We start from the raw sequence: 25,782 nt of genomic DNA, 5'->3' as shown, positions 1-25,782 counted from the left end.
TTTCTTACCTTGCCATATATTAAATCTCAAATCATTTTAAAAATGAAGAAACCAATCATTTACCTATTTCTCATATTAGCTTCCACCAGTTTTATGAATGCTCAAGTATTATACAAAACCTTAGAGTCTTCAAAGTTAGGTACAACAAGGGAGTTAAAAATTCAATTGCCAAGAGGCTATAATAACGATAAAGATAAAAGCTATCCTTTATTCATTGTGCTAGACGGCGATTATTTATTTGAAGCGGTGGCGGGAAATGTGGATTATTATACCTACTGGGAAGATATGCCCGAAGCTATTGTAGTTGGGATTAATCAATTTGAAGATCGCTTTGAAGATTCCATGTATTCAGCACAAAACTCATTACCAGTGGAAACGGGAGCAGCTTTTTTTGAGTTTATTGGCGCAGAAGTCATTCCTTTTATTGAAAGCACTTACAGAACAGGAAAATTTAAAGTAGCCATTGGGCATGGTGAAACCGCTAATTTTATAAATTACTATTTACTTAAAGAACAACCTTTGTTTCAGGCATATATAGCAATAAGTCCAGAATTGGCACCTAAAATGATAACGTATCTTCCAGAGCGCTTGTCTAAAATACAAACAAAAACCTTCTATTATTTAGCAACAACCAACAACGATTCAGAGTCCATAAAAAAAATGACCGAAGCTTTAAATGTGGATATTAAAGTAATTGATAACAAAAACCTGTTGTATAAATACGACACTTTTGAAAACCCAACGCATTATTCGCTTCCAACACATGCTTTACCAAATGCTTTAGAAAGTATTTTTCATGTTTTTCAACCCATCAGTAAAAAGGAATATCAAGAAACCATTCTTAAATTAGATACGTCTCCCGTTTCCTATTTACAAGAGAAATATCAAGCTATAAAAGATTTATTCGGAATAGAAAAGCAAATTCTTATTAACGATTTTAAAGCTATTTCCGCAGCTATAGAAAAAACGAGAAAGTTTGAATATTATGAAGAATTGGGTAAAATGGCACAAAAGCAATATCCTAAAACCCTTTTGGGAAGTTATTACGCAGCTCGTTTTCAGGAAGAAACAGGCGATCCCAAAAAAGCAATGAAAACCTATCAATCGGCTTACATCCTCGAAGAAATTGGAGGTATTACCAAAGATTTAATGATGGAGAAATCAGATGCCATTAAAGCCGATTTCGGTTATTAATATAAATTTATAACAATTAATCCCTCTTCTTTGAGAGGTTAGGATAGGAATATGGCTAAATTAAAAACGACCTTTTTTTGTCAGAGTTGTGGCAATCAATATGCCAAGTGGCAAGGGCAATGTACAGCTTGTAAAGAGTGGAATACCATTGTGGAGGAGGTTATTCAGACACCCGAAAAAAGTGATTGGAAATCGCCAACCTCTGCAGTAAAAAAAGCAGCTATTCCATTAAAAATAAAAGATATTGATGCATCAAACGAAGTACGACTAGATACTTTTGATGGTGAATTTAATAGGGTTTTGGGCGGAGGCATTGTTCCAGGATCTTTAACCTTATTAGGGGGCGAACCCGGTATAGGGAAAAGTACGTTACTACTTCAAATTTCATTAAAATTACCCTATAAAACCTTGTATGTTTCTGGTGAAGAAAGTCAGAAACAAATAAAAATGCGAGCAGAGCGTATTAACCCAAACACGAATAATTGCTACATTCTTACCGAAACCAAAACCCAAAATATTTTTAAACAAATTGAAGCTTTAGAGCCCGATATTGTTATTATTGATTCTATTCAAACATTGCATAGCGATTATATCGAGTCATCTTCTGGAAGTATTTCACAAATAAAGGAATGTGCAGCCGAGCTAATTAAGTTTGCAAAAGAAACCGCTACCCCCGTAATTCTTATAGGTCACATTACTAAAGACGGGAATATTGCTGGGCCGAAAATTTTAGAGCATATGGTAGATACCGTGCTGCAATTTGAAGGAGACAGAAATCATGTATTCAGAATTTTAAGAGCTCATAAAAATAGATTTGGTTCTACAAATGAACTTGGTATATATGAAATGCAAGGTTCTGGATTGCGTGAAGTTTCCAACCCATCCGAAATATTGATTTCTAAGAAAGATGAAGAATTATCTGGAAATGCTATTGCAGCGACATTAGAAGGCATGCGTCCGTTAATGATTGAAGTTCAAGCATTGGTGAGCACGGCAGTTTATGGGACACCACAGCGCAGCGCCACAGGCTTTAATGCCAAACGTTTAAATATGCTTCTGGCGGTTTTAGAAAAGCGTGCTGGGTTCCGTTTAGGTGCTAAAGATGTTTTTTTAAATATTACGGGAGGGATTAATGTTGATGATCCGGCTATAGATTTGGCCGTGGTTGCTTCTATTTTATCCTCAAACGAAGATGTTGCTTTGCAAAAAGACGTATGTTTTGCTGCTGAGGTTGGATTGTCTGGAGAAATTCGCCCAGTCCAGCGTGTGGAACAACGTATATTGGAAGCTGAAAAATTAGGATTTTCCACCATTTTTGTTTCTAAATATAACAAAATAGCACTTAAAAACACGTCTATTAAAATCCAACTCATTTCAAAAATAGAAGATTTAGTGGGTGTTTTGGTTTAAAGCAGTTTTGCCTTAGCTAAAACAATTTTTTTGTCATTGTAGAGTTAATATTAATTATTGATATATGGTTGCATAAAGCCAAAACTATTGGCTTTTTTGTTTAAATTTATAATATGGGAAAACGACTTTTATATTTGGTATTGGGTATTGTTTTGGTTTCATGTGGCACAAAGGTCTCTAAAAACCCTGAAAGTTTAATAAAAGAAGTGGAATTACATTCCGCAAAAATAGATTCAGACAAAGCCTTGGGAACTGACATTACTGAAGGCGCATTAACAGATGCCGAAGGGTTTAAAGACATCGGAAAATTTAAGTCCACCGTAGTTTTTAATAAAGAAACAAGTGAATTATTAAAAATTACAAACGTAGAAACAACGGATAAAACCATCACCGAAAAGTATTATTTTAAAAATAATAAGCTTAGTTATTTTGATTCTTCTTCTGGGAATTCAAACTCAAAGAAATTATATCTTAACAATGGTAAAGTGGTTTCGTCACAAAATATTAGCCCAGAAGAACAAAAACTTTTCATAGCCAAGGCAAGGCGCTTTCAACAAGAGTTTAACGAAACACATTAATACAGTTAGCTTAATGGTTTTTTTACTTTAATTAAACTCGCTATTTTATCAAAATTCCTTAATTTCGCACCTCGAAATGAAATTGGATATAATGAGCGCAAAATTTCCTGAGTATAAAGGACTTGACTTACCAAAAGTAGCAGAAGAAATTCTCAACTATTGGCAAGAAAATAGCATATTTGAAAAAAGTGTTTCCACTAGAGAAAACAACGAATCGTTTGTGTTTTTTGAAGGGCCACCTTCAGCAAACGGACTTCCAGGAATTCATCATGTGATGGCACGTGCCATAAAAGATATTTTTTGCCGCTATAAAACCCAAAAAGGTTTTCAAGTAAAACGAAAAGCGGGTTGGGATACGCACGGGCTTCCCATTGAGTTAGGCGTTGAAAAAGAATTGGGAATTACCAAAGAAGATATAGGAAAAACAATTTCGGTTGAAGATTACAATAATGCGTGTAGAAAAGCCGTGATGCGCTATACTGATATTTGGAATGACCTAACCGAAAAAATGGGTTATTGGGTAGATATGGAAAACCCATACATTACCTACGAACCTAAATACATGGAAAGTGTTTGGTGGTTGCTAAAAGAAATTTATAATAAAAATTTATTATATAAAGGTTACACCATTCAACCGTATTCTCCAAAAGCGGGTACAGGTTTAAGTTCGCATGAGTTGAATCAACCGGGAACGTATCAAGATGTGACAGATACAACGGTTGTGGCACAGTTTAAAAGCCCCCTAGCCCCCAAAGGGGGATCAAAATCTGTTTTGGATGCTTTTAAGATCTCCCCTCCTTCGGAAGGGTCGGGGGAGGCTTACTTCCTGGCTTGGACGACGACGCCTTGGACATTACCCTCAAATACAGCGTTGACTGTTGGGCCTAAAATTGAGTACGTTTTAGTTGAAACATATAACCAATACACATTCCAGCCAATGAATGTGATTTTGGCTAAAAAATTAGTGAGCTATCAGTTTTCAGGAAAGTTCAGTCTAGTTGAAACAAAAGCAGAATTACTAGAATACAAACCAGACGATAAAAAAATTCCATATAGAATTATTGGGGAATGTTTGGGGAAAGACTTAGTCGGAATTAAATACGAACAATTATTACCATATACACTTCCAAACGACAATCCAGAAAATGCTTTTAGAGTGATTTCAGGAGATTTCGTAACCACTGAAGATGGTACAGGAATCGTTCACACCGCGCCAACATTTGGAGCCGATGATGCTAAAGTTGCTAAAGAAGCCGTGCCAGAAGTACCTCCTATGTTGGTAAAAGATGAGCATGGTAATTTAGTGCCTCTTGTCGATTTACAAGGAAGGTTCAGACCAGAAGTCGGTGAGTTTGCTGGTAAATACGTGAAAAATGAGTATTATAACGATGGTGAAGCTCCAGAGCGTTCAGTAGATGTAGAGATTGCAATCAAATTAAAAGAAGAAAACAAAGCCTTTAAGGTTGAAAAATATAAACATAGTTATCCTAATTGCTGGCGTACCGATAAACCCATTCTTTATTATCCGTTAGATTCTTGGTTCATTAAAGTGACGGATGTAAAAGACCGTATGTTCCAGCTTAACGAAACCATCAACTGGAAACCAAAAGCTACAGGAACAGGTCGTTTTGGTAATTGGTTGGCGAATGCCAATGATTGGAACTTATCACGTTCACGGTATTGGGGCATTCCATTACCCATTTGGAGAACCGAAGATGGTAAGGAAGAAATCTGTATCGGTTCGGTTGAAGAATTAAAGGCCGAAATGCAAAAAGCAGTTTCAGCGGGCGTGCTTTCAAAAGGTATTTTTGAAGATTTTGAAGTGGGCAACAATTCCGAAGAAAACTATGCCAAAATCGATTTACATAAAAACATTGTAGATGAGATTATATTAGTTTCTTCATCTGGCAAACCCATGAAACGCGAAAGCGATTTAATAGATGTTTGGTTCGATTCTGGTGCCATGCCTTATGCACAATGGCATTATCCTTTTGAAAATAAAGATTTGATTAATAAAGGGACATCCTATCCAGCCGATTTTATAGCTGAGGGTGTTGACCAAACTCGTGGTTGGTTTTATACACTTCATGCTATTGCTACGATGGTTTTCGATTCCGTTGCCTATAAAAACGTGGTGTCGAACGGATTGGTATTGGATAAAAACGGACAAAAAATGTCCAAACGTCTTGGAAATGCCGTAGACCCTTTTGAAACATTATCAACTTTTGGTGCCGATGCCACACGCTGGTATATGATTTCTAACGCCAATCCTTGGGATAATTTAAAATTCGATGTTGAAGGTATTGAAGAAGTAAAACGTAAATTTTTCGGAACGCTTTATAATACCTATTCGTTCTTTCAATTATATGCTAATTTGGATGAGTTCAATTATAGTGAAGCTGATATTCCTTTAAATGAACGACCAGAAATAGACCGCTGGATACTTTCAGAATTACACACATTAATCAAGAAAGTAGATGAATATTATGCAGACTACGAGCCAACAAAAGCAGCAAGGGCCATTTCAGATTTCACACAAGATTATTTAAGTAACTGGTATGTGCGTTTAAGCAGAAGACGTTTCTGGAAAGGCGATTACCAACCAGATAAAATTTCGGCATACCAAACACTTTACACGTGTATGGTAACCATTGCAAAGTTAGGCGCGCCAATCGCACCGTTCTTTATGGACAGGTTGTACATGGATTTGAACTCCGTTACCAAAAAAGAACAATTTGAGAGTGTCCATTTAGCAAATTTTCCAGTTTATGACGCCACTTTTGTAGATAAAAGTTTAGAGCGTAAAATGGAAGCAGCGCAAACAATATCATCTTTAGTATTATCGTTAAGAGCTAAGGAAAAGATAAAAGTACGTCAGCCACTTCAAAAAATAATGATTCCTGTTAGCAGTAAGCAGCAAAGAGATGAAATTTTAGCAGTTTCAGATTTAATTAAGCATGAAGTTAATATTAAGGAGGTTAAGCTTTTAGAAGATGCTTCAGATATATTGGTGAAACAAATTAAGCCCAATTTTAAAACCCTGGGTCCCCGTTTCGGTAAGGATATGAAAGCCATAGCGAACGAAGTAATTAACTTTACCGCGCAAGATATTAACAAAATGGAACAAAATGGGGTTTTGGATATGGTTATTAATGGAAAAAATATAACTTTAGCCATTGATGATGTGGAGATTACATCGCAAGATATTGAAGGATGGTTAGTAGCCAACGAAGGCGCATTAACAGTAGCTTTAGATATTACCATTACTGAGGAATTACGAAAAGAAGGTATCGCAAGGGAACTTGTAAACCGCATTCAAAATTTACGTAAAGACTCAGGTTTTGAAGTCACAGATCGTATTGATGTGAAACTTCAAAAAGATGATAAAATGGCACAAGCAGTCAACTCGAATTTAGAATATATAAAAACAGAAACATTAACAGAAGAACTTGAAATTATAGATCAGATAACCCAAGGCATCGATATTGCCTTTGATGATGTAAACACCAAGTTGTTTATTCAAAAACACTAGAATTATGGCTATAGAAAATACAGTAAGATACTCAGACAAAGATTTAGCAGAATTTAAAGTGCTTATACAAGAAAAAATAGTGAAAGCGCAGCACGATTTAGATCTTATAAAAAGTGCTTATATGAACAATCTTAGTAACGGTACAGAAGACACCTCACCAACGTTTAAAGCGTTTGATGAAGGTAGCGAGGTAATGAGCAAAGAATCTAATTCGCAATTGGCCATCAGACAAGAAAAGTTTATCCGCGATTTAAAAAATGCGCTTATCCGTATCGAAAATAAAACTTACGGTATTTGCCGTGTTACAGGAAAATTGATTGCTAAAGAGCGATTGATGTTAGTACCACACGCTACTTTGAGTATTGAGGCAAAAAACATGCAACAATAAATTTGCTTAATTAATATATTTTAAGCGTCTCTCTCGATAGTTATCGGGATTGAGACGTTTTTTATTTGTCATTCGTGTCATTCCTGCGAATCCCGATAGTTTTCGGGAAGGAATCCAGTATTAAACAGTAATGCTTTCAACCGCAATTCAAAAATCGTAATTTGTAAATCCATTCATGTCATTAAAAAAATCCATCTTTCTTATCATCATTATTTTGCTTATTGACCAAATAAGTAAAATATACGTAAAAACACATTTTAAGCTACAAGACAGTATTGAGGTTTTTAGTTGGTTTAAAATCTTTTTTATTGAAAATGAAGGTATGGCTTGGGGCACCAGAATCAGTGATTTTTTACCGTTTGTGACAGATAGATCGGCAAAAACAGCCTTAACACTTTTTAGAATTGTGGCCATTTTTGGTATTGGGTATTGGTTGTATGATGCCACAAAAAATAAAGCTTCAAAGATATTAGTATGGGCAATTGCACTAATTTTTGCAGGTGCCTTAGGCAATATTATAGATTCTGTTTTTTACGGTGTACTATTTAACGATAGCTACATGCAAATAGCCTCTTTTTTGCCCCGCGAAGGTGGTTATGATATTCTATTACATGGTAATGTGGTAGATATGCTATACTTCCCTATATATAAAGGCTACTTGCCGGAATGGTTGCCGTTTTATGGTGGCGAATTCTTCACGTTTTTTGAACCCGTTTTTAATATTGCCGATATGGCCATAAGCACTGGGTTTATCATGCTTATTGTATTTAATAAAAAAGCGTTTCCTAAGAAATAATATTTATTACTCTTTTTTCTTTTATAAGTAGGATAATTAGTATATTTATTCTGAAATACTTAGTTTTACATATTTTAAACCAACTTTACTAATGAAAAATTTTATTTTACTTAGTCTAGCATTATTGTTTTTTAGTCACATTTATTCCCAAAACAATTTTACAGTTGATGCTGGAGACCAAGCTTATGATTTTATTGGAATTAATGAGCACGGAGAAGAAATAAAACTATCAGATTATAATGGAAAGAAATACATTTTACTAAATTTTACAGCAACTTATTGTGGCCCTTGTTGGGGAACGTATAACCAAATGAATAAGGTGCAAGAAAAGTATAAAAATGAACTAAAGGTAATTTCATTTCATTGGGATGATGCGAAAGAACAATGGAATAAAATGGCAAAAAGAGCTAACATAGATTTTAAATGTACTTCTATTTGGGATGCAAAAAATAAAGATGAGATTTCTAAAATCTATCAAATCGATGGTTGGCCATATTTTTTTCTGATTGACAAAAAAGGCACCATTGTTGAAAAATGGTTTGGAAATAATGAAAAAAGACTAGATAGAAAGTTAATAAAATATCTGTAAAACATAGTGCACTCTATTTGTCATTTATTCTTCTAATTTTTGCTTCAGTTAGTTCGCCTTAATTTATATTCTTTTTACCTCTTAGCTTAAGGCTCGACAGCATGAGATGTTATAATTTTTAGCTATTTTTAGGCTGTGATAATTTAAACCATGGGAAAAAAATTAGATTTTATTACACCCGAACTAAAAGAGTTCATTGAAAACCAGAAACTATTTTTTGTAGGAACTGCTGCGTCTGACGGCAGAGTAAATGTATCCCCAAAAGGCACGGACTCGTTTAGGGTTATTGACAAGAATAAAATTGTTTGGTTGAATTTAACAGGAAGTGGCAATGAAACCGCGGCACATTTACTAAAGAGTAGTAGAATGACGATTATGTTTTGTGCTTTTGAAGGTAAACCTATGATTTTAAGATTATACGGAAATGCAAAAATTTACCATAAAAGAGATAGCGGTTTTGAGAAATATTCAAATTTGTTTCCAGAGAATGTTGGTGCTAGGCAAATCATCGAAATGGACGTCGACTTAGTTCAAACATCCTGCGGGTTTGCCGTGCCATTTATGGATTTCAAGGAAGAACGAACCACATTAAATGCTTGGGCAGAAAAACAGGGTGAAGACAACATTAAAGCCTATTGGAAAGAGAAAAATACCCTAAGTATTGATGGATTTGAGACTGGGATTTTTGAGGGTTAAAATATTTACTACAAGCAATATAATATCAATTTTTCTTTTCGCCAATTAGTATTGCTCATGTTCTTTCGTAGTATCTTCAAAACAGTATAATACTTCAAATCGAATTTTGATATCATCATAAAATGTATTTACTTTGTAATAACATTTAAAAGGTTATGGAAACATCTATTATTAAAATCGGAAATTCAAAAGGGCTTCGTTTAAGTAAGACCATTTTGGAAAAATACAACATCAAAGACAAGGTTGAAGTGATTCTCGAAAAAGATCAAATCATTTTAAAAGCTATTGATAAACCAAGAAAGAATTGGGAAAAGGAATTTGAAAAAATGCACATGGATAATGATGACAAGCTACTTATTGATGATGTGTTTGATGACGAAAATCTTGACGAATGGAATTAAAACAGTACATGATTGTTTTGGTTAATTTGGATCCAACGATTGGAAGTGAAATAAAGAAAACAAGACCTTGTGTCATTGTTTCTCCTAATGAAATGAACAAATACCTAAACACGATTGTTCTAGCACCAATGACATCTAATATGAATAAGTATCCAACGAGGGTTTCGGTTAATCACAACGGAAAGAAGGGAATGATTGCCATTGACCAAATCCGTACTGTTGATAAAATAAGGATAATAAAAGTATTTGAAAAATTGACTAAATCCGAGATCACTAAATGCAAAGAAGTCATAAAAGAAACTTTTGTGGATTAAAATATCAATTATATAAAATGAGCAGAAAAGAATTCGAATTGATTTTTGGTATTTTATGTCTATTAATTTCTATTATTTGGGGATATTATGAAATTAGAGATTGGAATAAAATGAAAAAAGATGATTATATGCTTAAATCTTTTAGTATCGAAATATTTAGCGGGCTAATTGTATTCTTCTTGATAGGAATTATCGGAGTTTATAGATATTTTTCTTAATCAAAACCCATAAACCCGTTCAGGGGTTACGCAATAATCTAGCTTAACGTCACTTTCAAAAACATCATCAATAGCGTTTTCAGCTTCAAAAAAGGAAAGTCCTATTTTAATGGTTTCTGGTTTGCATTCATTTAAAAATTTATCATAAAAACCCTTTCCGTAACCAATACGATGACCTGCTTTATCAAAAGCCAGCAAGGGCACAAAAACCACTTCAATTTTATTATTGGTAATTTCGATACCATCAACAGGTTCGGGAATATTATATGCGTTTTTTTTAATCACCGTATTATCCGTTAGTAAATAATGCGTCATTAACGTGGTTTCAAAATCACTTTTTGAAAGTACAATGTGCTTGTCCTTCCCCGATAGAATGTTCAAAATATAATCGGTATGGACTTCTTTTTGTTCTTCAATCGTTAAAAAAATATGGTAAAACGAAGCATCCCAAATAGGCAATTTTAAAAGCTTATTGGCAATGGCCATACTTAAATGGTCAATGGCTTCAGCAGATAAGTCGCTACGAAGTGCTTTGTATTTTTTCCGCAATTCAGCTTTTTGCATACTATTGTTAACGCTTAAGTTTGGTGCTTATATGAAACAGGGCATCGCCTTGGTATACAATAGGAGATTCGTTCACATTAATAATATAACCAGCATTATTGGCTTTTACAAAGTGATTAAACTTACCAAAAGGATCGGTAATGGTGCCAAGAACGTCTTTTTTATTCACCTTAATCCCCACTTTTACATGAGGTTTGAACATACCAGAATATTTAGCGCGTTTCCAAGTGCTTTCGGTAATATAAATGGATTCATTAGATGGCTTTGCTACTGTAAAATTGGACTTTAACATGCCAAAATGTTGCAAAATGCGCTTAGCACCTTTAATGCCAGATGCCGTAACGGTTTCATCGATATGAAATGATTTGCCACCTTCAAAAAGCAACATGGGTTTGCCTAACTTATGGCAGGTATTCCTAAACGATTTATTTAAGTTTTTAGAATATAGAACAAAAGGAGCTCCAAACACTTTTGCTAAATCGTTGAGTTCTTTATTTTCCTTAACAAAGCGGAGTTGAGGTGCGTTAAATCTGCCAGCGCTTCCTGTATGGTAATCAATAATTAAATCGACATGGGGAATGATGCCGTGAACCAATTTATAAGCCACCCTACTTGCCAACGAGCCATTTTTAGAACCAGGAAACACGCGGTTTAAATCCCTGCCATCCGGGAACTCACGATTTAAATTGATAAAGCCAAAAATATTAATAACAGGAATACAAATAATGGTGCCACATTTTGGTTTGTTAATACCAGAAGCGATAAGTTGTCGTACAATTTCAACACCATTTACTTCATCGCCATGAATGCCTGCCGTAAATAAAATGGTAGGCCCCGGAAGTTTAGAGCGTTCCACAATAATAGGAACATCAACCGTTGAAGTGGTGTGGAGTTTGGCTAAATCTAAACTTATTTCTTTGCTTTCACCAGGCAAAATAGTAACTCCAAGAATATGTAAAATGTCATTTTTAGCTATAATCATTTAAATGATGTCATTTTGTTTTTTTCTATATGTGTTATAATATTTTTTGCAATATTTTTTCCAGTAGCACCTTCAATGCCTTCTAAACCTGGGGTAGAGTTCACTTCCAATAATAAAGGACCTCTAGCCGATTGCAGCATATCGACACCACAAACAGGAAGCTTTAAAACTTTAGCAGCACTCATCGCCAACGCTAATTCTTGCTCATTTAATGTGATGACTTCGGCAGTGCCACCTCTATGTAAATTAGAACGAAATTCACCTTCTTTGCCTTGGCGTTTCATGGCGCCAACCACTTGTCCGTCCACAATAAGCGCACGAATATCCGCGCCTTTGGCTTCTTTTATGAATTCTTGAACAATTACGCGGGCTTCCAATCCGTTAAAGGCTTCCAATACCGATTCGGCAGCATTTTTTGTTTCCGCTAAAACAACGCCCAAACCTTGTGTTCCTTCCAATAATTTAATAATAACGGGAACGCCACCTACATGCTCAATGACCTCTTCCACATCGCGCGAGTAGTTGGTAAATACTGTTTTTGGCATACCAATGCCCGCTTTGCTTAAACGCTGTAAACTTCGCAATTTATCTCGAGAACGTAGAATGGCATCAGAGGTGGCAATGACAAAAACGTTCATCATCTCAAATTGCCTTACCACCGCACAACCATAAAAGGTAATGGAGGCGCCAATTCTAGGTATAACCGCATCTACATAATCTAAATAACGGTCTTTATAATAAATAGTAGGTTTTTCCTTTTCTATAATAATATCGCATTTTAAGGGGTCGATAACTTCCATTTTATGACCTCTTTTTTCGCCTTCTTCAATAAGCCTTGCGGTTGAGTATAGACTAGAGTTTCTTGATAGAATAACTATATTCATTGTGTTTTTAAATTAAAAGACATATTTTCTAGGTCTACATCAACTATAAACTTATTTTTTAAAAATTGCCTGCCAATAAGTACGGGGAATTTCATGTCGTCGCGCGTGCTTAAAGTTAAGTTAATCTTATATGTTTTTCCAAAAAATATGACTTCAGATTTTATCTTATATCTATTTTCCTTAAAACCATTACTGCTTTTCACATTGGTTTTAGAAAAGGTTTCAAAAATGACTTCCTTTCCGCTGAAATTGGCATGGCCTTCGCTGTAAAAAGTGCATTTTAGCATCTTATTATTTTCAATAATATCAGAACAATGAATGGCAGACGTGTAAGCTCCAGTATCAATTTTAACATCGACATTGAATAAATCTAAATTAGGAAAGTCCACTTTATCTACTCGGCCAATAATTTTCTTTTTCATATGTAGATATTTATTTATTTTTTAAGGTCATATGCAATTCGCATATCTTTATTGGTATTTTCGACTATGCTCATTTCATGTTCTAAATCATTTAAAAAGTTTGCGAAGGTAGCGAATTACCAAAATGAAAAACGATTTATGCAAAAAAGTTTAACGTTTTAATGTATGGGTAAGTTAGCAATAAAAATTAAAATAATTACCTTTGAGTAATGAGTCATACTCCCTTAGAAATACAGCTTATAACCCTTCCTGAACAACCTGGAGTGTATCAATATTATGATGCCGATGGGACTATTATTTATGTTGGGAAAGCCAAAAACCTAAAAAAGCGTGTCAGTTCTTATTTTAACAAAATCCATGATAATGGTAAAACCCGTGTGCTTGTTAAAAAAATCACAACCATTAAGCACATTGTTGTAGAAACGGAAACCGATGCATTGTTGTTGGAAAATAATTTGATTAAAAAACACCAGCCGCGTTATAATGTGATGTTGAAGGACGACAAATCGTATCCATGGATTTGTATAAAAAATGAACGTTTTCCCAGGGTGTTTTCCACCCGTAGAGTCATTAAAGATGGAAGCGAGTATTTTGGGCCCTATACCAGTATGAAAACCGTTTCTACCTTGTTGGATTTAATAAAAGGTATTTATCATTTACGGACCTGTAATTACCATTTATCTGAAGAAAAAATTGATGCTGGAAAATATAAAGTGTGTTTAGAATACCATTTAGGAAATTGCAAAGGCCCTTGTGAAGGTTTGGAAACAGAAATCGAATACAACGAAAACATAAAAGCCATTAAAGAAATTTTAAAAGGAAATTTTAAAGATTCGCTGTCGCAGTTTAGAGCTCAAATGAAACAATATGCTGTAAATATGCAGTTTGAAGAGGCTCAAAAAATAAAAGAAAAAATTGAAGTGCTTGAAAATTATCAGGCAAAATCTACTATTGTCAACCCTAAAATAAGCAATGTAGATGTGTTTTCCATTGTAAGTGATGAAACCTACGGCTATGTCAATTTTTTGCAATTGTCTTATGGTTCCATCATTCGTTCGCATACACTAGAAATTAAAAAGAAACTCGATGAAACCGATTTGGAATTATTGGAACTTGCCATCATCGAAATACGGCAACGGTTCCATTCAAAATCCAAAGAAATTTACGTACCTTTTAAAGTTGATTTGGGTGAAGATGTAAAAGTAACCGTTCCGCAATTGGGTGATAAAAAGCATATTTTAGACTTATCTGTCCGTAATGCTAAATATTACAGAATGGAACGGTTTAAACAAGATAAAATTGTTGACCCCGATAGGCATGCCAATAGAATTATGGCGCAAATGAAAGCCGATTTACGTCTTCATGAAGAACCAAGACATATTGAGTGTTTTGATAATTCCAATATTCAAGGCACCAATCCAGTTGCTGCATGTGTAGTTTTTAAAAACGGGAAACCAAGTAAAAAAGATTATCGGCATTTCAATATAAAAACTGTAGAAGGGCCAGACGATTTTGCCTCTATGGAAGAAGTGGTTTATAGGCGTTACAAACGTATGTTGGATGAAGAGCAATCGTTACCGCAATTAATCATTATTGACGGAGGAAAAGGACAATTGTCTTCAGCATTAAAAAGCTTGGAAGCACTTGATTTAAGAGGAAAAATAGCCATTATAGGTATTGCTAAACGTTTAGAAGAATTATTCTATCCAAATGATCCAATTCCGTTATATTTAGATAAAAAAAGTGAAACCTTAAAAATCATTCAACAATTAAGGAATGAAGCGCATCGTTTTGGTATAGAACATCATAGAAATAAACGCAGTAAAAGCGCGTTGAATACAGAATTGGAAACCATTATTGGTGTTGGCGACAAAACGGTGATCGATTTATTGAAGCATTTTAAATCGGCTAAACGGATTGCTAACGCGAAGTTAGACGAGTTGGAAACTGTTGTAGGGGTTTCAAGGGCAGAAAAAGTTTATAATTATTACCATAGTAAATGAAGTCTATCTTAACCATTTTAGTTTTTTTTATCTGTTTTCAGGGGATTTCCCAAAATTCAGAAAAAAAAGACATTAAAGTCGGTTTGGTGTTAAGTGGCGGCGGCGCTAAAGGATTGGCGCATATTGGGGTATTAAAAGTAATTGATAGTTTAGGCGTTAAGATAGATTATATTGCGGGAACCAGTATGGGAGCTATTGTTGGGGCTTTATATGCCTCTGGATATTCTGGAAAACAAATCGATTCCATTTTTAATTCGGTAAATTTCGATGATATTTTGAATGATAATTTACCAAGGGCAGCAAGAACATTTTATGAGCGGGATAATTATGAAAAATACGCCATTAACCTTCCTTTCAATAAGTTTAAAATTAAACTCCCTTCTGCACTTTCCCGAGGCCAAAATACTTATGGATTACTTTCAAGATTGACATTGCATGTTAATACAATTAATGATTTTAGTGAGTTGCCCATCCCGTTTTTCTGTATAGCAACTAATATAGAAACAGGAAAAGCAGTGGTGTTAGATAAGGGTAATTTATCACAAGCCGTTGTGGCTAGTGGTGCTTTTCCCTCGTTGTTTCAGCCTGTTATTATTGACGATCAAGTTTTAGTTGATGGTGGGGTTGTTAATAATTATCCCATAGATGAGTTGAGGGAAAAGGGTATAGATGTCATAATAGGTGTGGATGTTCAAGATGGATTGATGTCTCGAGAAAAACTCACATCGGCTCCCGATGTTTTACTCCAAATCAACAATTTCAGGACTATAAACGATATGAAGGTTAAGGCAAACAAGACAGATATATACATAAAGCCAGATATCTCAAATTTTTCTGTTGTATCTTTTAGTGAGCTTAATAAAATTATAGAAATGGGTACAAAAGCGACCCTTAATCATCTGGAATCCCTGAATGAGATTTCTAAATTTCACCCAAAAAAGAGCACGCAAACACTAATAAAAACAGTTGATAGTCTAAAAATTAATGCTATTGATTTATTTGGTGAAAAAGATTATACCAGATCATATGTTTTAGGGAAATTGAAGTTAAAGACCAATGAAAAGATAAGTTATGATGATTTTAATAAAGGTGTCAATAACTTGATTGCGACCAATAATTTTGATAGTTTTTTATACGAGCTAAAACCTTCAGATAATGTAGACGGTTTCGATATGAGCGCGACACTAAAAGAAAGTAGTGAAACAACTTTTTTAAAATTAGGTGTTCATTATGACGATTTATATAAAAGCTCGGCATTAATAAACTTTACCAAAAAGAGATTGTTAACAAAAAATGATTTGGCTTCTTTTGATTTTATACTTGGGGATAATGTAAGATATAATTTAGATTATTACATAGATAGAGGTTTTTATTGGAGCATAGGTTTGAGTTCTAGATTCGACAGTTTTAATCATAATGTGGCGGCTGAAACCATTTTAACTCCAGACCAATTAAGTTTAATAAACATTAATAAACTAGCAATTCAAGTTAGTGATTTTACAAATCAAGTATTCATACAAACACTTTTTAGAAAAGACCTTTCTTTAACATTAGGTGCAGAATATAAACATTTAAAAATTACTTCCGAAACCATTTTGAACAGTAACAATGATGAAGAATCTGTGTTTGAAAGAGGTGATTATTTAAGTGTTTTTGGTAAACTAAGATTTGATACTTATAATAATAAATACTTTCCTAAAAGTGGTGTTTTATTTAATGCCGATTTGCACACTTATTTACACGCATCCGAATTTAAAGAGGATTTCTCCAGTTTTTCAATAGCCAAAGCTACTTTTGGCTATTCACAATCATTTTCTAAAAAATTCTCGGCTAATATTACAACGGATGCGGGCTTTAGGGTAGGCCAAGATACAAACCCCTATTTAAACTTTGTTCTAGGAGGTTATGGCGGGCATTTAATAAACAATTATACACCATTTTATGGGTATGATTTTCTTTCTATTTCTGGGAATAGTTTTATTAAATCAACGCTTACATTGGACTATGAAATTTTCAAGAAAAATCATTTAAATTTTGCAGTAAATATGGCAAATGTTGAAGATGATCTTTTTCAAAGTACAGAATGGTTTTCAAAAATAGACTATACAGGTTATGCCTTGGGCTATGCTTTAGAAACATTTATTGGCCCTATAGAAATTAAATATTCATGGTCTCCAGAAACCAAAAAAAGTATTTGGTTTTTTAATGTAGGTTTTTGGTTTTAAATGAATTAACGTTTTTGTTTTTGATTTTTTTAGTAAAAAACACTATGCCGAAAGCCGTTATTTAACATTAATTTGTTGTTTTAATAAGAAAACTCTATCAATTAATTTTGATGAAGTTTTTTTGTTTTAATACTTTTGGAACAGTAATTGTAATTTCGCCTTTATTACAATAAAATAATAAACAAAGAGTTACATGTAACTACCATGAAAATGAAAAAAAATCTACTTATAATATGTGTGTTCGTCATGCAGGTGTCTTTTGCCCAAGAATCTGCATTCGATACAGGCGAATGGTTCAAATTTAAAATGAGCTATAGCAGTTGGCTTAAAGCAGGAAGTGCCACACTTACCGTGAAAGACGATAAGGTTAATGGGAAAGATGTTTATCATGTTGTTGGAAAAGGATGGACATCGGGTATGATTAAATGGTTTTTTAAAGTGGATGACAGGTATGAATCTTATTTTGATAAGAAAACCATTGTTCCATATAAATTTATAAGAAACATTGACGAAGGTGGCTATACAAAGGATATAGAAATTGATTTCGATCAGGTAAACAATAAAGCGTATAATAATGATAAAAAAAATAAAGTAAAAACTGTTTTTGATACCAAACCCAACATTCAAGATATGGTGTCTACATTTTATTACTTAAGAAATCGTATAGATGTCCAAAATATAAAAATTGGGGAAGAATTTAAAGTAGACATGTTTTTTGATGAAGAAATATATGGTTTTAAACTCAAATACTTAGGTGAAGAAACCATACAAACCGATTTCGGGAAAATAAAAACACTTAAATTTAGGCCATCGGTTATGGCCGGACGTGTTTTTAAAGAAGAAGAAAGTTTAACCCTTTGGGTATCCAACGATAAGAATAAAGTTCCTTTACGAATTAAGGCAGATTTAAGGATTGGTTCATTAAGAGCCGATTTAGAAGCTTTTAAAGGATTAAAACACCCATTTAAAATAGTTGTTGATTAATAGGATAAGCAACTCATTTTTTTAATGTTTTCACACTAGCTATTTAATCTTTGCGGTTTATTGTTAATCTGTTGAAAAAAAGTAATAGATTAACATTTTTTCAAGACAAATACAAATAGGAATTTATTAGATTTACGAAATTTAATAATTAATTATAGTTGTGGGCTATATAAAATAATAGAGCTTTGTTAAAAAAATATGTAATTGTGGCATTAATCGCCATAAGCATCCTTAGTTGTAAAGAAAAATCAGAAACTAATTTTGAAGAAGAATCCGATGAATTAGCAGTTGTAGTTCCAGATGTTTATGAGTTTGGTTTTAATTTGAATGATTTTACGGTTAAAAGAGATACTGTAAGGAAAGGTGATAGTTTTGGAGTTATTCTAGAACGCAATAAGATTGGCTATCCCCAAATATTTCAAATTGCAGAAAAAGCCAAAGACACGTTTAATATTAGGAATCTTCAAATAGGCAAACCATACACGTTATTATGCTCTAAAGATTCCCTGGAAATCCCTAAATGTTTTATATATCAACCTAATCAAGAAGAGTTTGTTGTTATTAGCTTTCAAGATTCCATTCATGCTTACACTAGTAGAAAACCTATAAAATACGTTGAAAAGACAGTTACAGGAATTGTTACAAGCAGCATTTCAGAAATTTTAGACAAACAAGGTATCAGCCCAATTTTAACAAATATGTTGGCAGAACAGATATATGCTTGGACTATAGATTTTACGCGTCTTCAAAAAGGGGATACGTTTAAAGTTATTTATACCGATAAGTATATTGATGACACCATCTATGCAGGCGTGCATAATGTTAAAGCGGCATTTTTCAATCATAAAGACACTCCACATTATGCGTTTAGATACCAAACAGATTCCATAAAAAACATACATGAATACTACAATGAAGCAGCCAAAGATTTACGTCGAGCCTTTTTAAAATCGCCGATTCAATTCAATTTTAGAATTTCCTCAAGATATAATTTAAACCGCCGTATTGCTTATTACGGGTTTGCATTACGTCCGCACAAAGGCACCGATTTTGCTGCCGCTGTTGGAACTCCTATTTTAGCCACAGCTAATGGAACAGTTACAGAATCCCAGCATAAAGGGGGTAATGGTAATTATGTAAAAATTAGGCATAATGCTACTTACGAAACACAGTACCTTCATATGCAAAAACGCAAAGTAAAAGTTGGCGATCGCGTAAAACAAGGTGATGTTATAGGTTGGGTAGGTATGACAGGAAACACCGGTGGACCTCATGTATGCTATCGTTTTTGGAAAAATGGACAACAGGTCGATCCTTTAAAGGAAAAATTTTCACAATCTGAGCCTATTGCAGAATCTCTTAAAGGTGACTATTTGGAATTTATAAAGCCAATAAAAGAAAAATTAGATGGCCTTCCCATTTTAGAAGATTCAAATAAAGAAGAAGAAAAAAATCTCATCTCCCAAAATAATTAACATTATGGCGTTACCAAGTGTAAATCCCTCATCTACATATTCTTGGAAAAAACTTCAAGAACATTACAACAAAATATGCAATACTCAAATGAAGGATCTATTTGCTCAAGATAGTACGCGAGCAGATAAATTTACCATTAAATGGGATGATTTTTACGTAGACTATTCAAAAAATAGAATTACAGAGGAAACCATGACATATTTGCTTCAATTGGCCGATGAGGTTAAATTGAAAGATGCCATTAAAAGTCAGTTTTCAGGAGAGGTTATAAATCAAACAGAAGGAAGAGCTGTATTGCATACGGCTTTGCGAGCTCCAAAAAATGCCAATTTTAAAGTAGATGGTATTAATGTAATGCCTGAAATTTATCAAGTAAAGCAAAAAATAGAAAACTTCACAAATGAAGTGGTTAATGGCGCACGAAAAGGATTTTCCGGCAAACCATTCACCGATGTTGTAAATATTGGTATTGGAGGCTCAGATTTGGGTCCTGCCATGGTTGTTGAGTCTTTACAATATTATAAAAACCATTTAACAACACATTTTGTAAGTAACGTTGATGGCGACCATGTGAATGAGGTTATAAAAAAACTAAATCCAGAAACCACATTATTTGTTATTGTTTCAAAAACATTTACCACACAAGAAACACTTTCAAATGCGAATACCATTAAAGATTGGTTTTTAAAATCTGCAGATGAATCAGCGATTGCCAAACATTTTGTAGCGGTTTCTACCAATATTAAGAATGTAAAAGCTTTCGGAATTGACGAAAACAATATTTTCCCAATGTGGGATTGGGTTGGCGGCCGTTTTTCACTTTGGAGTGCTGTTGGCCTGACCATTAGTTTGGCTGTTGGTTATGCAAATTTTGATAGCTTGCTTTTAGGAGCCCATAAAATGGATGAGCATTTTAAAAATGAGGATTTTAAAACAAACATTCCTGTTGTATTAGCTTTAATAAGCGTTTGGTACAATAACTTTTTTAATGCTGAAAGTGAAGCGATTATCCCATATTCTCAGTATTTAAGTCAGTTTGCCACATACTTACAGCAGGGCATTATGGAAAGTAATGGTAAAAGTGTTGATAGAAACGGAAACCTAATAGATTACCAAACAGGAACCCTTATTTGGGGAGAGCCAGGAACCAATTCACAACACGCCTTTTTTCAACTGATACATCAGGGAACCAAATTAATTCCTGCCGATTTTATTGGATTTGTTAAATCCTTACACGGGAACCAAGACCATCAAGACAAATTAATATCTAACTTTTTGGCGCAAACGGAAGCATTGTTAAATGGCAAAACCGAAGATGAAGTAAAAGCAGAAGGAGCCTCTTCAGAGTTGTTACCATTTAAAGTATTTAAAGGCAATAAACCTACAAATACGATCTTTATTAACAAATTATCACCAGAAAGCTTAGGCAAATTAATTGCCATGTATGAGCATAAAATATTTGTACAAGGTATTATTTGGAACATCTTTAGTTATGACCAATTTGGAGTAGAATTAGGAAAGCAATTAGCAACAAAAATTTTACAAGAACTTAACAATACTGCAACAAACAAACATGATTCTTCTACTGAAAATCTATTGAATTATTATAGGTATTTGTCTTAAAATGCAATAAAAAATTTAAAAAAATTACTAAAACACTCTATTATATTCAAATAATAGAGTGTTTTTTTTATCAACAACTGTTAAATTTATTAACATATGCATAATACTAAAAGCATTATTATATGTATTTTTGCAGTGACTAATTTCAAATAATAAATAATTAATTCATTTTTTTAAACATGAAAAAAACTACTCAATTTTTATTGATGACTGTGGCGTTGTTGTTTACTTCAGTTATCATGGCTCAAAGTACCGTTTCGGGTACGCTTATGGATGCCGAACTTAATGCCCCACTTCCTGGCGCCAATATTGTTGAAAAAGGCACTACAAATGGAACAACTTCAGATTTTGATGGTAAGTTCACTTTAACAACAGAATCTACATCAGGTCAAATTGTTATTTCTTATGTTGGTTATGGGACGGTAACAGTATCATTTAATGGAAACACTAATTTAGGAAATATTACCTTGGCTTCTGATGGTTCTCTTGATGAAATAGTGATTATTGGATCTGGCGTTATCGATTTAGCCGAAGGTAGAAAAACACCAATTGCGGTTACTACAATTAAGGCAAATCAAATTCAAGAAAAAACAGGAACTTCCGATTTACCTGAAGTATTAAAATCCACACCTTCTGTACAATCCATTCAAGGTGGAGGTTTTGGAGAAGGCCAGATGTTTTTAAGAGGCTTTGACCAAACAAATACGGCATTCATGCTAAATGGCCAGCCTATTAATGGAGTGGAAGATGGAAGGATGTTTTGGTCTAATTGGTCGGGAGTTTTAGATGTTGCTCAAGCGGTTCAAGTACAACGTGGTTTAGGGTCTTCTAAATTGGCTATATCATCTGTAGGTGGAACGGTTAACATTGTGACTAAAACCATCGACAGAAAAGAGGGCGGATTTTTACAACAAATGATAGCTAATGATAATTACACCAAAACAACGGCATCATATTCCACTGGTTTAATGGAAAGTGGCTGGGCATTTTCTGCATTGTTGGGTCATTGGCAAGGTGAGGGTTATGTTGAAGATACTGATGGACAAGGCCAGACCTATTTTTTGTCTTTAGGATATAAAGCAAATGAAAACAACTTATTTAATTTTATTCTAACTGGTGCACCACAATGGCATGCAACTGCAGGATTCTTTAATTTAGAAACTTTATTGGAAAATGGTAGAAAATACAATACAGCTTATGCTGGTGTAAATAGTCCAAATACATTGCAAAGCGGCAATTACCCAACAGGAAGGAATATCTATCACAAACCAATTGCGAATTTAAGTTGGGACTTAACAATTAATGATAAATCTGCTCTGTCAACAGTATTATACGGATCCATTGGACGTGGGGCTTTTGCTTCTACATTAACTGGTGGCACACCTAGAGTTCCTACGTATGCAAGAGGATCGAACAATAATCATAATTGGTACGGTTTAGTAACCAATTACAATAATGAATTGACAGAAAATTTAAGTTTAAATGTTGGTGCCGATGTCCGTTTATACAATGGCATCCATTTTAGAAGTGTTAATGAATTCTTATCTGTGAATTCTGTAAGCGCTTCTAGTAACTATAACGGAGGAGCCTATCAAATAACAGAAGTTTTTGGAGGTATTAATCCATGGGATCTTACTTTCAATCCTAATGATGACCATGCGCAACGCTTCGGATATGATTATGAAGAAGACATAAATTACACAGGAGTTTTTGGACAATTAGAATACGCCAATGATCAATTTTCTGCTTTTTTCCAAGGTTCAGCTTCTACACAATCCCATGTGAGAACAGAATATCTAAATGCAGCTAATCAAGGGCAATCAGAAGAGTCAGAAAAAATAAACAATACAGGTTTCAACGTAAAAGCTGGGGTATCATATAATTTGAATGAAGAGAACGTTGTTTTTGCTAACGCTGGTTATTACTCCCGTCAGCCTTACCATAGTGATTTATATGTTGATGATAGGAATTCAAATCAGTTAAATCCTTTGGTTGAAGGGAATCAAAAAATTACTGGATTAGAAGCAGGTTATAAATTTTTAGGAGATAAGGTTTCTGCTAATGTGAATGTTTATCACACCACATGGGATAACAGAATTGGGTATAGTTCTATAGATACAGACAATGATAATATTAATGATGAATTTGCTACAACAAGCCCATTAAAGCAAGTCCACATGGGTGCTGAGTTAGAAATATTCACCCGTTTAGCGGATGGATTAAATATTAATGGATTTATATCGGTTGGCGATTGGAAATTTGATGGTAATGTAACAACCAGAATTACAGATGATCAAGGGAATTTAATTTCAAATGGCGACACAAGTTATATAGATGGTGTTAAAGTAGGACAAGCTGCTCAGTTTACTGCGGGTGTGAGCGTTGACTATGAATTTTTACCTAATTTAAAAGTTGGCGCCAACTGGAACCAATATGATAATTTATATGGTACTGCCGATTTTGGTGGAGCAGAGTTTGAAACTCAAAATAACAGAGGGTCTATTAAATTACCATCTTATGACACGGTTGATGGAGGAGTATCTTATAGAATGTTATTAGGAAAAAACGAGGATAAATCATTACAATTTCGAGTTAATATCAATAATATTTTTGATGAAGTGTACATTGAAAACTCAAGAGATAACATTCATGTAGATGCTGGTGATGTAGCATGGAAAGGTGTAAATGTAGATAATGGAGTTAGATTGGGTTACGGTAGAACATGGAATGTGAGCATGCGTTACAATTTCTAAATCATTAAGAATAGTTTTAAAAAACCGCTTCTTCCGATACTTATCGAAAAGAAGCGGTTTTTTTATTTTATAAATTATTACATTTGTTTTATTCTAAAATTCTAAATTTATAATTATGTACAATACCGTTTTAACACTTCATTCCTATTGGGCCTATCTTGTACTTTTGGTATTAATATTGGCTACGTTCAATGCTTTGTATAAAATGGCTGCAGATAAAGAATATGGCGCCAAGGATTTTAGAATATCATTATTTGCCTTAATCGTATCTCACATTCAATTATTAATTGGATTGATTTTGTATTTTGTGTCTCCAAGACTACAAGCTTTTAGTGAATTAGGAATGGGCGGTGTCATGAAAGATTCCATTAATAGATTATATCTTGTTGAGCATCCTTTTGTGAATATAGTAGCCGTTGCTCTCATAACCATAGGTTATTCAAAACACAAAAAGAAGTTAACCTCTCAAGCAAAATTAAAACCAATAGCCATTTTTTATACCATTGCTTTGCTATTGTTTTTATCAAGAATTCCTTGGAGTACTTGGATAAGCTAAAATAATTTAATCAGCTATATTACCTCCCTTATGGGAATTGTTGGGTGTGGTATTCGACTGTTCCTTAATAACATAAATATACACAGGAAAGTGGTCGCTAAATCCACCCGAAAATCCGCCATCAGACCAGCTTCTAAACGGATACCCTTTATAAGTTCCTTTGCTCGTAATTAAATAATCTTTATTAAGTATACCTGCCTTATAAAATTGAAAAGAGGTATAGTCTTTTTCCAATAAGGGTTTTGTAAGCAGTATTTGGTCAAACAAACTCCAAGCATCTCGGTAAGCGGTAGTTCCTAAACCGTCTCTAAAGAAGTTTTCATAAGGATTATAAATACCTTTAAAATCGACTTTATCTTTATTTTTTTGGGTTTTTAAAACCTTTTTAACACTAGTATTATTCGGATTATCATTTAAATCACCCATGATGAAAACCTTGGCATACGGGTCTATAACTTGAAGGGAATCCACTAAATACTTAGATAATTTAGCTGCTGCTATACGGTTATATTGGCTTTTTGCTTCTCCCCCGCTTCTAGATGGCCAATGATTGACTATAATATGCATCAGTTCACCATCCAAATAGCCACTTACTAGTAATTGGTCTCTTGTATAAACGCGTTTTCTAGTATTATTGTCATAAATCTTTAGTTCGTGACTGCTTGTCGTAACGGGTGAAAAAAGTTGTTTCTGGTACAATAATGCCACATCAATGCCTCTAGCATCTGGAGAATGATAGTGAACAATGCCATAATTTTTATGTCTTAATACAGTGTCATTTACAACGTCTTCAAGCACTTCTTGGTTTTCAACTTCAGAGACCCCAATAATTGCAGGAGCGTTATTTGAAACATCTTTTCCAATATCTGCAAGCACACGAGCCATATTCGACACTTTCTTTTTATAGGCTTCAGAACGATTTGCCTTCAATTCCATTATGGGGCTAGATTCATCAAATTTAGTAGGGTCGTTTATGGTGTCGAATAAGTTTTCCAAATTATAAAAGGCAATGGTATGTATTTTATAAGTTTTTTGTTCTTGAGCCCCAACAATTGAAGTTGCCATCAAAATAAAAAACAATAAATAGAATTTTAAAAATTCAATCATGATTGAAACATATTACATATTATGATAAAAAACTGATTACAAAAGTAGTTATTTCTTTCAAATAAATTATTTTAGCATTCAAGATGT

General features: G+C 33.9%; 22 protein-coding genes. 17 read left to right on the top strand and 5 right to left on the bottom strand.

The window, feature by feature from the left end; genetic code table 11:
* Positions 1-42 precede the first annotated feature (42 nt).
* The 10 genes from CDH49_RS01330 (at position 43) to CDH49_RS01285 (ending at position 9,898) form a co-directional block, all read left to right on the top strand.
* On the top strand, positions 43-1,194 hold the full coding sequence (locus CDH49_RS01330) for an alpha/beta hydrolase (RefSeq protein ID WP_100613510.1): 1,152 nt from the start codon (positions 43-45) through the stop codon (positions 1,192-1,194).
* 51 nt (positions 1,195-1,245) lie between these two features.
* The gene (radA, locus tag CDH49_RS01325) at positions 1,246-2,604 is read left to right on the top strand and encodes a DNA repair protein RadA (protein ID WP_100613509.1); all 1,359 of its coding nucleotides are present in this window, start codon (positions 1,246-1,248) and stop codon (positions 2,602-2,604) included.
* Between the two features lie 113 nt (positions 2,605-2,717).
* Positions 2,718-3,182: a hypothetical protein gene (locus tag CDH49_RS01320; protein ID WP_100613508.1), complete on the top strand. Its 465-nt coding sequence runs from the start codon at positions 2,718-2,720 to the stop codon at positions 3,180-3,182.
* A 91-nt stretch (positions 3,183-3,273) separates the two neighbouring features.
* Positions 3,274-6,714, top strand: a complete 3,441-nt coding sequence (ileS, locus tag CDH49_RS01315; protein WP_100614440.1) for an isoleucine--tRNA ligase — start codon at positions 3,274-3,276, stop codon at positions 6,712-6,714.
* A 4-nt stretch (positions 6,715-6,718) separates the two neighbouring features.
* Positions 6,719-7,102, top strand: coding sequence for a TraR/DksA family transcriptional regulator (locus tag CDH49_RS01310; RefSeq protein ID WP_100611145.1), 384 nt, complete (start codon positions 6,719-6,721; stop codon positions 7,100-7,102).
* Positions 7,103-7,277: 175 nt separating this feature from the next.
* Entirely contained in the window at positions 7,278-7,898 is a 621-nt protein-coding gene (locus tag CDH49_RS01305; protein WP_100613507.1) for a lipoprotein signal peptidase, read from the top strand.
* A gap of 91 nt (positions 7,899-7,989) precedes the next feature.
* Complete coding sequence (locus tag CDH49_RS01300) at positions 7,990-8,487, top strand: TlpA family protein disulfide reductase (protein ID WP_100613506.1); 498 nt, start codon at positions 7,990-7,992, stop codon at positions 8,485-8,487.
* Between the two features lie 150 nt (positions 8,488-8,637).
* The gene (locus tag CDH49_RS01295) at positions 8,638-9,183 is read left to right on the top strand and encodes a pyridoxamine 5'-phosphate oxidase family protein (protein ID WP_100613505.1); all 546 of its coding nucleotides are present in this window, start codon (positions 8,638-8,640) and stop codon (positions 9,181-9,183) included.
* A 155-nt stretch (positions 9,184-9,338) separates the two neighbouring features.
* Positions 9,339-9,584, top strand: a complete 246-nt coding sequence (locus CDH49_RS01290; protein ID WP_100613504.1) for an AbrB/MazE/SpoVT family DNA-binding domain-containing protein — start codon at positions 9,339-9,341, stop codon at positions 9,582-9,584.
* On the top strand, positions 9,575-9,898 hold the full coding sequence (locus CDH49_RS01285) for a type II toxin-antitoxin system PemK/MazF family toxin (protein WP_100613503.1): 324 nt from the start codon (positions 9,575-9,577) through the stop codon (positions 9,896-9,898). The genes CDH49_RS01290 and CDH49_RS01285 overlap by 10 nt, the downstream gene beginning before the upstream one ends.
* A 218-nt stretch (positions 9,899-10,116) precedes the next feature.
* Here CDH49_RS01285 and CDH49_RS01275 read toward each other — a convergent pair whose 3' ends face one another.
* From CDH49_RS01275 to CDH49_RS01260, 4 genes are read right to left on the bottom strand one after another with little or no spacing between them, the layout of a single operon-like run.
* The gene (locus CDH49_RS01275) at positions 10,117-10,680 is read right to left on the bottom strand and encodes a 5-formyltetrahydrofolate cyclo-ligase (protein WP_100613501.1); all 564 of its coding nucleotides are present in this window, start codon (positions 10,678-10,680) and stop codon (positions 10,117-10,119) included.
* Positions 10,681-10,687: 7 nt separating this feature from the next.
* Positions 10,688-11,662, bottom strand: a complete 975-nt coding sequence (locus tag CDH49_RS01270) for a succinylglutamate desuccinylase/aspartoacylase family protein (RefSeq protein ID WP_100613500.1) — start codon at positions 11,660-11,662, stop codon at positions 10,688-10,690.
* Positions 11,659-12,546 (bottom strand): 30S ribosomal protein S6--L-glutamate ligase, encoded by an 888-nt coding sequence (gene rimK / locus CDH49_RS01265; RefSeq protein ID WP_100613499.1) that lies wholly within the window; start codon positions 12,544-12,546, stop codon positions 11,659-11,661. Before rimK ends, CDH49_RS01270 begins: the two co-directional genes overlap by 4 nt.
* Positions 12,543-12,968 (bottom strand): ATP-dependent zinc protease family protein, encoded by a 426-nt coding sequence (locus tag CDH49_RS01260; RefSeq protein ID WP_100613498.1) that lies wholly within the window; start codon positions 12,966-12,968, stop codon positions 12,543-12,545. Before CDH49_RS01260 ends, rimK begins: the two co-directional genes overlap by 4 nt.
* 209 nt (positions 12,969-13,177) lie before the next feature.
* On the opposite strand from CDH49_RS01260, the gene uvrC reads away from it, so the two are divergent.
* The 7 genes from uvrC to CDH49_RS01225 all read left to right on the top strand — a co-directional run bounded on the left by uvrC (position 13,178) and on the right by CDH49_RS01225 (position 24,588).
* Positions 13,178-14,971, top strand: coding sequence for an excinuclease ABC subunit UvrC (gene uvrC / locus CDH49_RS01255; RefSeq protein WP_100613497.1), 1,794 nt, complete (start codon positions 13,178-13,180; stop codon positions 14,969-14,971).
* Positions 14,968-17,196: a patatin-like phospholipase family protein gene (locus tag CDH49_RS01250; RefSeq protein ID WP_100613496.1), complete on the top strand. Its 2,229-nt coding sequence runs from the start codon at positions 14,968-14,970 to the stop codon at positions 17,194-17,196. The genes uvrC and CDH49_RS01250 overlap by 4 nt, the downstream gene beginning before the upstream one ends.
* A 210-nt stretch (positions 17,197-17,406) precedes the next feature.
* On the top strand, positions 17,407-18,180 hold the full coding sequence (locus CDH49_RS01245; protein WP_100613495.1) for a DUF3108 domain-containing protein: 774 nt from the start codon (positions 17,407-17,409) through the stop codon (positions 18,178-18,180).
* A gap of 203 nt (positions 18,181-18,383) precedes the next feature.
* On the top strand, positions 18,384-19,655 hold the full coding sequence (locus CDH49_RS01240) for a M23 family metallopeptidase (protein ID WP_100614439.1): 1,272 nt from the start codon (positions 18,384-18,386) through the stop codon (positions 19,653-19,655).
* A 4-nt stretch (positions 19,656-19,659) separates the two neighbouring features.
* Entirely contained in the window at positions 19,660-21,279 is a 1,620-nt protein-coding gene (pgi, locus tag CDH49_RS01235) for a glucose-6-phosphate isomerase (protein ID WP_100613494.1), read from the top strand.
* A 179-nt stretch (positions 21,280-21,458) separates the two neighbouring features.
* Positions 21,459-24,032, top strand: a complete 2,574-nt coding sequence (locus CDH49_RS01230; protein ID WP_239970537.1) for a TonB-dependent receptor — start codon at positions 21,459-21,461, stop codon at positions 24,030-24,032.
* A 115-nt stretch (positions 24,033-24,147) separates the two neighbouring features.
* Positions 24,148-24,588, top strand: a complete 441-nt coding sequence (locus CDH49_RS01225) for a hypothetical protein (protein ID WP_100613493.1) — start codon at positions 24,148-24,150, stop codon at positions 24,586-24,588.
* 6 nt (positions 24,589-24,594) lie between these two features.
* Here the strand turns inward: CDH49_RS01225 and CDH49_RS01220 are convergent, their stop codons facing one another.
* A complete protein-coding gene (locus CDH49_RS01220) occupies positions 24,595-25,695 on the bottom strand; it encodes an endonuclease/exonuclease/phosphatase family protein (protein WP_162296706.1) in 1,101 nt (366 codons plus the stop codon).
* Between the last annotated feature and the right edge of the window lie 87 nt (positions 25,696-25,782).

Origin of the sequence: Confluentibacter citreus (assembly GCF_002807055.1) — a bacterium.
GTDB lineage: Bacteria > Bacteroidota > Bacteroidia > Flavobacteriales > Flavobacteriaceae > Confluentibacter > Confluentibacter citreus.
The sequence above is the reverse complement of the archived record's forward strand: the minus strand, read 5'-3'. Positions and strand labels throughout refer to the sequence as shown.